General features: G+C 56.9%; 11 protein-coding genes. 1 reads left to right on the forward strand and 10 read right to left on the reverse strand.

Going from position 1 to position 11,370, the window contains the following annotated elements:
- Positions 1-34: 34 nt before the first annotated feature.
- The 3 genes from menF to ACVV26_RS15170 form a co-directional block, all read right to left on the reverse strand.
- Entirely contained in the window at positions 35-1,321 is a 1,287-nt protein-coding gene (menF, locus tag ACVV26_RS15160; RefSeq protein ID WP_474798072.1) for an isochorismate synthase MenF, read from the reverse strand.
- A 115-nt stretch (positions 1,322-1,436) separates the two neighbouring features.
- Positions 1,437-1,748, reverse strand: a complete 312-nt coding sequence (gene elaB / locus ACVV26_RS15165; protein ID WP_312978294.1) for a stress response protein ElaB — start codon at positions 1,746-1,748, stop codon at positions 1,437-1,439.
- A 66-nt stretch (positions 1,749-1,814) separates the two neighbouring features.
- Complete coding sequence (locus tag ACVV26_RS15170) at positions 1,815-2,264, reverse strand: GNAT family N-acetyltransferase (protein ID WP_474798074.1); 450 nt, start codon at positions 2,262-2,264, stop codon at positions 1,815-1,817.
- 65 nt (positions 2,265-2,329) lie between these two features.
- Between ACVV26_RS15170 and rnz the strand changes: the two genes are divergently transcribed.
- Positions 2,330-3,244, forward strand: a complete 915-nt coding sequence (rnz, locus tag ACVV26_RS15175; RefSeq protein ID WP_474798076.1) for a ribonuclease Z — start codon at positions 2,330-2,332, stop codon at positions 3,242-3,244.
- 35 nt (positions 3,245-3,279) lie between these two features.
- On the opposite strand, the gene ACVV26_RS15180 is transcribed toward rnz, so the two are convergent.
- The 7 genes from ACVV26_RS15180 to nuoI form a co-directional block, all read right to left on the reverse strand.
- A complete protein-coding gene (locus ACVV26_RS15180; RefSeq protein ID WP_474801865.1) occupies positions 3,280-4,821 on the reverse strand; it encodes a vWA domain-containing protein in 1,542 nt (513 codons plus the stop codon).
- 159 nt (positions 4,822-4,980) lie between these two features.
- Complete coding sequence (nuoN, locus tag ACVV26_RS15185) at positions 4,981-6,438, reverse strand: NADH-quinone oxidoreductase subunit NuoN (RefSeq protein ID WP_312978290.1); 1,458 nt, start codon at positions 6,436-6,438, stop codon at positions 4,981-4,983.
- Positions 6,439-6,444: 6 nt separating this feature from the next.
- On the reverse strand, positions 6,445-7,974 hold the full coding sequence (gene nuoM / locus ACVV26_RS15190) for an NADH-quinone oxidoreductase subunit M (RefSeq protein ID WP_474798078.1): 1,530 nt from the start codon (positions 7,972-7,974) through the stop codon (positions 6,445-6,447).
- Positions 7,975-8,115: 141 nt separating this feature from the next.
- On the reverse strand, positions 8,116-9,957 hold the full coding sequence (gene nuoL, locus ACVV26_RS15195; RefSeq protein ID WP_474798080.1) for an NADH-quinone oxidoreductase subunit L: 1,842 nt from the start codon (positions 9,955-9,957) through the stop codon (positions 8,116-8,118).
- Positions 9,954-10,256, reverse strand: a complete 303-nt coding sequence (gene nuoK, locus ACVV26_RS15200) for an NADH-quinone oxidoreductase subunit NuoK (protein WP_002463445.1) — start codon at positions 10,254-10,256, stop codon at positions 9,954-9,956. The genes nuoL and nuoK overlap by 4 nt, the downstream gene beginning before the upstream one ends.
- Positions 10,253-10,807: an NADH-quinone oxidoreductase subunit J gene (gene nuoJ / locus ACVV26_RS15205; protein WP_474798082.1), complete on the reverse strand. Its 555-nt coding sequence runs from the start codon at positions 10,805-10,807 to the stop codon at positions 10,253-10,255. The genes nuoK and nuoJ overlap by 4 nt, the downstream gene beginning before the upstream one ends.
- Positions 10,808-10,818: 11 nt before the next feature.
- Positions 10,819-11,361 carry an NADH-quinone oxidoreductase subunit NuoI gene (gene nuoI, locus ACVV26_RS15210; protein WP_125291545.1) on the reverse strand — a complete coding sequence of 181 codons (543 nt, stop codon included), beginning with the start codon at positions 11,359-11,361 and terminating at the stop codon, positions 10,819-10,821.
- Positions 11,362-11,370 lie beyond the last annotated feature (9 nt).

Raw genomic sequence — 11,370 nt, forward strand, 5'->3', positions numbered from 1 at the left:
ATTCACTGTTTTGATATGGGTCGGGATTCTGGCGTTAGCTCACCAGTAAAGTGCGCAATCCCGCCGCTTTATTGGTGATTTCCTGCCACTCTTCGTCAGGCTGCGAACCCGCGACGATACCCGCACCCGCATACAGCCGCACGGTCTGCCGGGTAACCCGGGCGCAGCGCAAGGCGACGCAGAATTCAGTCTGTTTTAGCGAGAGATAGCCAGCGGACCCGGCGTACCACTCGCGGACAAAGGATTCATGGGAAGCGATAAACTGGCGCGCCGGTTCGCGCGGCAGGCCCGCCACCGCCGCCGTGGGCTGGAGCTGGTGCAGGCAAAGGCTGTCGTCGGGCTGATGAAGTTCGGTCCAGATACAGCGGCGCAGATGCTGTACTTTGCGCAGCCTGACGATTTGCGGCGGCAGAACATCCAGCGAGCTGACGGCGTTTTGCAGGCGCTGGCAGATATCTTCCACCACCAGCATATTCTCACGCTGGTTTTTATCGTCTTTCATCAGCCATTCACCCAGCGCCTGGGCTTTTGCTTCATCGGGATGATTCGCCACGGTGCCAGCCAGCGCCTCGGTACGCAGGGCACTGTCGATGCGCCGCCACAGGCGCTCAGGGCTGGAGCCTAAAAACGCGTCGTCCGGCGCAAAGGCCATAAAGTAGTGGTAGCAATTAAGATTAACGCGGCGGCTGGCGGCCATAAACGCCGCCGCACTCACCGGGGATGAAAATTGCAGATCGCTGGCGCGGGCCATGACTACTTTTTCGAACTGCCCCGCCGCGATGGCGTCTGTTGCCTGGGCGATGAGCCGGTTCCAGCCCGCGCGTTCGGGGAAATGGCGCTCGCCCACGCAATCGAGCGGCGCATCAGGCAGCGGTGCACCGGGGGTAAGCGACTCAATGAACGCCAGCGCGGCGCGGGCGTCGTCGGCCAGCGAGTGGTCGCTGCACAACGTCAGCGCCAGGGTCACGCCGCCACCGTGACGCCGCCATTCAAGACGCGGCAGAAACAGCGCGCTGCGTTCGGTATCAAAGGCGTTTAATCCCCAGATGCGCAGCGCGGCATCGCGCTGGTTTGCCAAAAACGCCTGGGCGGCATCAAAGGTAGAAAAATGATGGCTGGCTCCTAACGCGGCAACTTCTTCATCGCCATTACGCTGTTGCCAGTAAAACTGCGGATACGTCTGCTGGCTGGCAAGCCATGCAAGCGGGTCGGTTTGGTTCAGGGATACCGGTACAGCGAAACGCCGCACACCGGGAGAGACAGGAAATTCTGCGCGCAATTGTTGCGCGATTTGCTGCAACGCGGTGGAAATGGAATGCACGTGTACCTCGTTTCCCTGAAAAACCCCGCATTATACGTGGTCTGGTGGGTAAACAAAATTACACTAGATGGGGGATATCACCTCACCCCTGAGATCAGGGGTGAGGAAACGGCGTTTAGCGGCGAGCCAGCAGAATACCCAGCACCAGACCGGCGGCGGCGCCGATGCCGATACCTTTCCACGGCTGCTCGTGAACGTAGTCATCCGCGCGGTAAACCGCTTTTTTGGCGCGGAAATAATAGTTGTCGGACGCGTTGGATACGCGTGCTTTTACATCATGAAGCGCCTGTTCGGCACGTGCTTTTAGTTCGATGTATTTCTGATCCGCCGGATCGCCCGACGAACGCAGCACTTCCTCTAGCGTTTCGCTAAGCAGTGACAAATCATCATCAATCCGGGTATTGAACTGTTCGTTATTCTGAGTCATCGCTTCTCTCCATCAGGATTTAACACACGTCAGCTAAATATAGACAAGGGAAGCGCTTTTTGCCGCTTATTCTCTGGCCATCCCAATATGCGGAATGCCGTCTTCATCGTAGACGTCGGTGACGGGCGCAAAGCCAAAGCGCTGATAAAACGCCTGCAAGTGTGCCTGCGCGCCGAGGTACAACGCCTTGCCAGGCCAGTGCTGGTGGCACGACGCGAGGGTTTGGCTCATCAACTGCTGACCGAGTTTTTCGCCGCGCAGGCGGGCATCGACAATGACCCGGCCAATCACCACCGGCTCAAAATCACTGTCGCTTTTCAGAATCCTCGCATAAGCCACCAGCCTGCCGTCGTGCCAGCCGAGGATATGGCGGTTCTCTCCCACCAGATCGTCACCATCAACATCCTGATAAGGGCAGGTTTGCTCAACCACAAACACCGCGCAACGCAGTTGCAGTACCGCGTACAGCGTCGGGACATCAAATTCTGAATGGTGAAGATCCTGCCAGTGAATCATGGTGCGCTCCTGAATGGTGCATAATGGTCGTTCTCATACTAAATCATTCAGAAAGGAAACGCGGGATGGAATTGACATTTTTAGGCACCTCCGCCGGGGTACCGTGCAAAACCCGCAATGTGACGGCAATGGTGTTTAACCCGATGAATAACCAGCCGCATTACTGGCTGTTTGACTGCGGCGAAGGCACTCAACACCAGATGCTGCACACCGCCTTTAATCCCGGCAAACTCAGTAAGATCTTTATCACCCATCTGCATGGCGACCATATTTTTGGCCTGCCGGGGCTGTTGTGCAGCCGTTCAATGGCGGGTAACGAAAGCCAGCTGACGGTGTATGGCCCAAAAGGTTTACGCCAGTTTATTGAGATGGCGTTGCAGCTTAGCGGCTCCTGGACCGGGTTTCCGCTGGAGATCGTCGAGATTACGGCGGGTGAAGTGTTTTGCGATAGTGAATTTCGCGTGACGGCCTATCCCCTCACCCATCCGGTGGAGTGCTATGGCTATCGCCTTGAACAGCACGACAAACCCGGCGCACTTGACGCCGCGCGGCTGAAGGCGGAAGGCATTGCGCCCGGCCCATTATTTCAGCGTTTAAAACGCGGGGAAACCGTTACGCTGGACGATGGCAGGGTCATCAACGGTGAGGCGTATTTAGGCCCGGCGCAGAAAGGCAAAACCCTGGCGATTTTCGGCGATACCGGACCCGCATCAGATGCCGTCGCGCTGGCGCAGGGTGTTGATTTGATGGTGCATGAAACTACCCTGGAAGCCGCCATGGCGGAAAAAGCCAACAGCCGGGGCCATTCCACCACGGTGCAGGCCGCCGGGGTCGCCAGAGCCGCTGGCGTCGGGCGGTTAGTGATTACCCATTTCAGCTCGCGCTATGATGAAGCAGGCTGTGAAGCGCTGCTGCGCGAGTGCCGGGAAATTTTCCCGAACACCCTCGCCGCTGAAGATTTTATGACGGTGCAGATATAAAAAACCGCCACCAGTGGCGGTTTAGGTTATCAACGTTATTTTGCCAGTTTCCCGGACAGCTTAACCAACTGGATAAATTCAGCCCGGTAGCCATTGCTGTCTTCGCCGCGCGCCGCGCTTGCCCATTGAGCGATTTGCTCCCAGGAAGTGGCGGCAAGGTAGCTGGAGCCGCGTAGTTTTTGCCCCCAGGCAGCCACAGCAGTCTGGAAACGCATCTCCTGCGAGGCGGAATCAAACGAGGCGTTAAGCTTTGCCGGGGTCACCGGTTCGCTCATTAACCGGCTGTCGCCGCCTTCCGGCGCTTTCCAGCGCAGATTGATAAACGCCAACTCATTAGATTTCCCTTCCACCGGTTTTTGCTTACCGTAACGCAGCGGGTTAACTGACGGTTTCTGCCCGGACAACGTCAGCTCAAACAGGACCGTAACCCGCTTACCTGCGCCGATATCCCCGGCGTCCACCGCGTCGTTATTGAAATCTTCATCCCGCAACTGGCGTTTTTCATAACCAATCTGACGATACTCGACGACACGCTGTGGATTGAATTCAATTTGCGCTTTGGCATCTTTCGCGACGGTGATCAGCGTCTGGTGCATTTCATCATTAAGCACCTTTTTCGCTTCAGACAGCGAATCGAGATAGCTGTAGTTGCCGTTACCCACGTCGGCGACGTTGACCATCATGGCTTCGTTGAAATTATCGCTACCTACGCCAAGCGTGGAGAGCGTAATCCCGGTGTCGCGCTTCTGTTTAATCAGGGTTTCGAGTTCTTTATTATCGCTGATCCCGACGTTAAAATCCCCGTCGGTAGCCAGCAGAATGCGGTTCACGCCGCCTTTAATAAAGCCTTTTTCCGCCTGCTGATAGGCCAGGCGAATGCCCGCTTCGCCGCTGGTCGCGCCGCTGGCATCCAGCCCCTCAATAGCATGACGAATGGTTGATTTATCACTGCCTGAGGTCGAAGGCAGCGCCACACGCTCTTCACCGGAATAGGTGACAATCGCCACGCGATCCTGGTCGCGTAACTCGTCAACCAGCAGTTTCAGGGAGGATTGTATCAGCGGCAGTTTGGCCGGTTCATCCATCGACCCGGACACATCCACCAGGAACACTAAATTGGCGGGCGGCAGTTCGGCGGTTTTGATGTCTTTCGCCTGAATGTTGACCCGCAGCAGCGTGCGTTCACTATTCCAGGGCGCAGGGGCGAGTTCATAGTCAACCGCAAAGGGCTGGCTGGCAGGGGTTGCAACGTAAACGGGTTTCGCGTCTGCGGGGAAATAATTCATCATCTCTTCCACGCGTACCGCATCCGCCGGCGGGTAAATACCCTCATTCAGGAAACGGCGCACATTAGCATAGCTGCCGGTATCCACATCCAGACTAAACGTCGCCAGCGGCTGTTGGCTAACCTGCTTTACCGGGTTGTCGTCGTAGTGCTCATAGCGCGCGGTATTTGCCCTCGGCGCGGGGACAGGGACGGCCTGGCTCACCATCTTCATCCGCCCTTGCATTTCATATTGAGGTGAATGAGCAACATAGGGGTTACTGCATCCTGTCACCAGCATTCCCATCACCATTGACCATTTCGCTGCTTTGCTAAACATAAACACTCCTTTGTTAATTGACGATGAAACATACCGCCATGCATCAGAATTCCCTACGATGCTAAATCTGAAAAAAGTTACTCCCATAAAAAAACCGCCAGCAAGTGGCGGTTTTGTTCACAACGTTGGCTGTTACATCAGCGGTTCAGCTAACTGCACCAGGCTAATCAGCGGCTGCGGCCACACGCCGAGTACCAGCACCAGCAAGGCGGAGATCAGCACCACGATACCGCCCGCGCTGTACTGCCAGTTAGACGGCGCATCGCGGTTCAGCTGCTGCGGCGCGTTCAGGTACAGGCTCACCGCTACACGCAGATAGTAGTAGAGACCGATCGCCGAGCCGACAACCACGGCGGCAACCAGCCACCACAGGCTGTCCTGCACGCCCACCGCCAGCACGTAGAACTTACCGATAAAGCCCAGCGTCATCGGGATACCCGCCAGCGACAGCATCATCACCGTCATTACTGCCGACAGAATCGGACGATGCCAGAACAGGCCACGGTAGGAGAACAGCGAGTCGGCATCCGGGCCACGGTACGGGCTGGACATCAGGCTCACCACGCCGAACGCGCCGAGGCTGCTGAACAGGTAACCGGCCAGATACACGCCCACGGTTTCCATCGACATCTGGCCGCTTTGCAGCGCAATCAGCGCCACCAGCAGATAGCCCAGATGGGAGATAGAAGAGTAGCCCAACAGACGTTTGATGTTGGTCTGGCTGAGCGCCATCAGGTTACCGAAGATAATCGATACGAACGCGATAATGCCCAGCACCACGCGAATCGCTTCGCTGTCGCCTACCGGCGCGTACAGGAACAGACGCATCACCACGCTGAAGATGGCGATTTTGCTGGCGGTCGCCAGGAAAGTGGAGACCGGCGCAGGCGCGCCCTGGTACACATCCGGCGTCCACAGGTGGAACGGCACCAGAGACAGTTTGAAGCCCAGACCGACGATCATCATCCCCAGGCCTGCCAGCAGCAGCGGCTCGTGCAGCATGTTGTCCGCCAGGCTCTTACCGAGGCTAACAAACGACAGGCTGCCGGATTCCGCATACACCAGCGCCATACCGAACAGCAGGAACGACGAGGCCGCCGCCGACAGAATGGTGTACTTGATGCTCGCTTCCAGCGAACGTTTCTGGCGATACGCATAGCCAATCAGGCCAAACAGTGGCAGAGAGATTAACTCGATACCCAGGAACAGCGAGGCCAGGTGATTGGCGTTAGCCAGCAGAATCCCGCCCAGCGCCGCAATCAACACCAGAAGATAAAACTCTTCTTTGTTGTCGTAATAGCCCTCTAACCACGGGTAGGCGAAGGTACAGGTGGCGAGGCTCGCCAGCAGCACCAGGCCGGTGTAGAACATGGCGTAGCCGTCAACGCGCATTAGCGGCGTGACGTCCATCGCCCCCGCCTGGCCGACAAACCAGAGAGAGATTAACGCGGCGTTCAGGCCAATCACCGAAATGGTGGCATTCACAAAGTGGTTGCGTCGCCACGCAATGGAGAGCATCACCACCACTACCGTAAAGCCCACGACGAGCAGCGGTAGCAGCGCGATCAGTTGTTGTGGAGTTATTGTCATGGCGAATTACGGCCTTGTAGTAGAAGCAGAATTAACAAACCACTGCTGGATATTGCCCATAGCAGAGTGCGAGGTATCCAGAATCGGCTGCGGATAGAAGCCAAGCAGCACTAACAGCGCCACCAGCAACAGAATAATAAACAGCTCGCGCAGTGACATCCCTGGGAGATCCTGGTTGCTCAACTGGCTTTTCGCTTTACCGAAGTAAGCGCGATGCAGCATCGCCAGCGAGTAAACCGACGCAAACACCAGGCCGAAGGTGGAAATCACGGTGATCACCGGCACGACCTGGAAGCTGCCGAACAGGATCATGAATTCACCTACGAAGTTACCGGTGCCCGGCATACCCAGAGTGGCGACCGCGAAGAACATCGACAGCGCAGGCAGCCATTTAATTTTGCTCCACAGACCGCCCATCATCCGCATATCGCGGGTGTGCAGGCGTTCGTACAGCTGACCGCAGAGAATAAACAGACCCGCCGCCGACAGACCGTGGGCGATCATCTGGATCACCGCGCCCTGATAAGCAAGCTGGCTGCCGGTATAGATGGCGATCAGCACGAAACCCATATGGGAAACGGAGGTGTAAGCGATCAGGCGTTTGATGTCGTACTGGGTAAAGGCCATCCACGCGCCGTAGAAAATACCGATCACGCCCAGCCACATGGCGATAGGCGCAAACTCCGCAGACGCGTTCGGGAACAGCGGCAGCGAGAAGCGCAGCAGACCGTAGGCCGCGGTTTTCAGCAAAATCCCCGCCAGGTCGACAGAACCCGCCGTCGGTGCCTGTGAGTGCGCATCCGGCAACCAGCCGTGGAGCGGCACCACCGGCATTTTCACCGCGAAGGCGATGAAGAAACCAAGCATCAGCAGCCATTCAACGTTATGAGACATCGGCGTGTTCAGCAGTTGCTCGTAGTTGAAGGTCCAGACGTCGGTCGCGTTGTAGTGCACAAACACCAGCGCCAGGATGGCGATCAGCATGACCAGGCCGCTTGCCTGGGTGTAGATAAAGAATTTGGTGGCCGCCGTGATACGCGTTTTACCGTCAGAGGCTTTATGCCCCCACAACGCGATCAGGAAGTACATCGGCACCAGCATCATTTCCCAGAAGAAAAAGAACAGGAACATATCGATGGCAAGGAACACACCGATGACGCCGCCCAGGATCCACATCAGGTTAAGGTGGAAGAAGCCCTGATATTTCTCGATTTCATTCCAGGAACAGAGCACAGCCAGCACGCCCAGCAGACCGGTCAGCACCACCATCAGCAGTGAGAGACCGTCAATCGCCAGGTGAATGGTGATCCCGAAGCGGGGGATCCACTGCATCACAAACTCAGACTGCCACTGCGGCAGGCCCGCTGCTTGCGTTAATCCGTAACCCCCCTGCAACCACAGTTGCAAAGAGAGCGCCAGCGTCAATCCCATAGTGATCAGCGCGATCCAGCGCGGCACCTTCACGCCGAAGCGTTCGGTCTGCCAGCACAGAAAGCCGCCGATAAAGGGAATTAATATCAACCAAGGCAATAACATAGCTAAGTATGTCCCTTATTTTTACTCCTGCTCAGGCTATCTGACCTGCCGATAAAGCCTGTACTTCAGGAAAGTAATCTTAATTTATTCTTAGTTCACAGGCCCGGCATGACGCCGGGCATATTCACACAGCCAACAAACTCAACGCAACACCATCAGCAGGCCGAGAACCACGACCGCACCAATGCTCATTGACGCTACATACCAGCGCAGATAACCGTTCTCGCTAAACAGCAGACCTTTACCTGCAAAGCGCGACAGCACTGCTGGCGTGTTCATCAACGCGTTCAGTGGATCGCGCTTAATCAGCCAGGCGATACCGAGGAACGGTTTTACGAAGATCATGTCGTACAGCCAGTCAAAGCCCCAGGCGTTATACCACCAGGTACCCAGCAGACGGCCCGGCGCACTGTTGGCAATGGACGTCACCAGTGTGCGTTTGCCGAGCCACAGCCACGCGGCAATCACGATGCCCGCAATAGCGACCACGCCGGAAGCGATTTCCAGGGTCAGCATACGGCCATGTTCAAGCTCGGTGGTATCCGGCAGTACGCCCTGCAACGGCGGTACAATCAGCGCGCCGATGAAGGTCGACAGAACCAGCAGTACGATCAGCGGCAGATGATGGGTAATCCCCTTCCCTGCGTGAGCGTGAATTTGCTCTTTGCCGTGGAACACGATGAAAATCATACGGAAGGTGTACAGCGAGGTCATAAATGCCCCCGCCAGACCCGCGATCATCAGATTGATATGACCGTTAGCCATGGCACCTGCCAGGATTTCGTCCTTACTAAAGAAGCCTGCGGTAATCATCGGCAGAGCCGCCAGCGCCGCGCCGCCTACCAGGAAGCAGGCATAGACCAGCGGTATCGACTTACGCAGACCACCCATTTTGAAGATGTTCTGTTCGTGGTGGCAGGCCAGGATCACCGAACCGGATGACAGGAACAGCAGCGCTTTGAAGAACGCGTGCGTCATCAGGTGGAAAATCGCCGCATCCCACGCCTGTACGCCCAGCGCCAGGAACATGTAGCCAATCTGGCTCATGGTGGAGTAAGCGAGTACGCGTTTGATGTCGGTCTGCACCAGCGCTGCAAAACCCGCCAGCACCAGGGTTACCGCACCCACGATACCCACCAGATGCAGCACTTCCGGGGTCAGCAGGAACAGGCCATGAGTACGGGCGATCAGGTAGACGCCTGCGGTTACCATGGTCGCGGCGTGGATCAGCGCGGAGACCGGCGTCGGGCCAGCCATCGCGTCCGCAAGCCAGGTCTGCAACGGCAGCTGCGCCGATTTACCCACCGCGCCGCCCAGTAGCATTAGCGTCGCCCACTGGATCATGGTGTTGCCGTCAGCGAAGTGCTGCGGAGCCTGCTCGACCATCTCTCGGAAGTTCAGGGTGCCCAGCTCGTTGTAGAGGATGAACAGTGCGAACGCGAGGAATACGTCACCGACACGGGTTACCACGAAGGCTTTCATCGCCGCCGCGCCGTTTTTCGGATCGGTGTAGTAGAAGCCGATCAGCAGGTAGGAGCACAGGCCCACGCCTTCCCAGCCGAGGTACATCAACAGCAGGTTATCGGCCAGCACCAAAATAACCATGCTGGCGATAAACAAGTTGGTGTACGCAAAGAAGCGCGAATAGCCCTCTTCACCGCGCATGTACCACGAAGCGAACATGTGGATCAGGAAACCGACGCCGGTCACCACAGACAGCATGGTCAGTGACAGCCCGTCCAGCACCAGATTAAAGCCGATGTTGAAATCACCGACCGCCATCCAGGTCCATAGCGGCTGAACGAACGGCTCGCGGCCGCTGTTCAGGAAATCGATACCTGCATACGCCGTGACCAGCGCGGCCAGGCCTACAGAGCCCATGCCGATGGCCGCAGATAAATTCTCAGACCAGCGTCCGCGCGAGAACGCCAGCAGTACATAGCCAATCAATGGCAGAAAAATGGTTAACCAAAGGAGGTTCATCCACGCATCTCACTTACTGAATCGATATTCAGATTCTGGCGGCGACGATGGAGCTGTAGCAACAGCGCCAGGCCAATACTGGCTTCTGCGGCAGCCAGGCTGATAGCCAGGATGTACATCACCTGCCCGTCCGTCTGCCCCCAGTAGCTTCCCGCGACGACAAACGCCAGCGCGGCAGCATTAATCATGATTTCCAGCCCAATCAGCATAAACAGCAGATTACGACGGATCACCAGGCCCGTCAGCCCAAGCACAAACAATATGGCCGCGAGGATCAGCCCGTGTTGTAAGGGGATCATGCGTGCTCCTCCGATTTTCTTTTCGCCCGGTCTTCAGGACGGTTGCTCAGCACTTCGCCAGGACGATCTTCGCGCCCAACGTGGAAGGCGACAACCAGGCCCGCCAGCAGCAGCATAGAGGCCAGCTCAACCGCCAGAACGTAAGGACCAAACAGCGTAATCCCCACTTCTTTGGCAAACACCGGCGTACCGTCGATACCCTGATCGTTAACGCTCGTGATGGCGTAAACCAGCACCGCCAGCAGCACGGCGGACAGCAGGCCCGGACCAATCCACACCTGCGGTTTCAGCCACTGGCGTTCCTGTTCGATCTCGGAGCCGCCAAGGTTGAGCATCATCACCACGAACACGAACAGCACCATGATGGCGCCCGCGTAAACGATGATTTCCAGCGCACCGGCAAAGTAAGCGCCCAGTGAAAAGAACACGCCCGAAATCGCCAGCAGCGAAATGATCAGATACAGCAGCGCGTGTACCGGATTGGTGTGCGTGATAACCCGTAAGGTGGCGAGTATTGCCACAAGGGCACATATGTAAAACGCGAATTCCATTGCCACTCTCCTTACGGTAACAGGCTCTTGACGTCGATAGGCTTGGCTTCGTTCTCTGCTTCGCCTTTGTCTTTTCCGTCGATTGCCATACCTGCCATCCGGTAGAAGTTATATTCCGGGTATTTGCCCGGACCGGAAATCAGCAGATCCTCTTTCTCGTACACCAGATCCTGACGTTTAAACTCGCCCATTTCGAAATCCGGCGTCAGCTGGATTGCGGTGGTCGGGCAGGCCTCTTCACACATGCCGCAGAAAATGCAGCGTGAGAAGTTGATGCGGAAAAATTCCGGATACCAGCGGCCATCCACAGTTTCTGCTTTCTGCAGCGAGATACAGCCTACCGGGCAGGCTACCGCACACAGGTTACAGGCAACGCAGCGCTCGGAACCGTCCGGGTCGCGCGTCAGCACGATACGGCCACGGTAGCGCGGCGGCAGATAAACCGGCTCTTCCGGATACATGCGGGTTTCGCGTTTGGCAAAGGCGTGCAAGCCAATCATCCAGATACTACGGACCTGGGTGCCGAAACCCACCACTATGTCTTTCAATGTCATGGTTTTTTC

The organism is Atlantibacter sp. MEI4A-1023 (genome assembly GCF_056155425.1).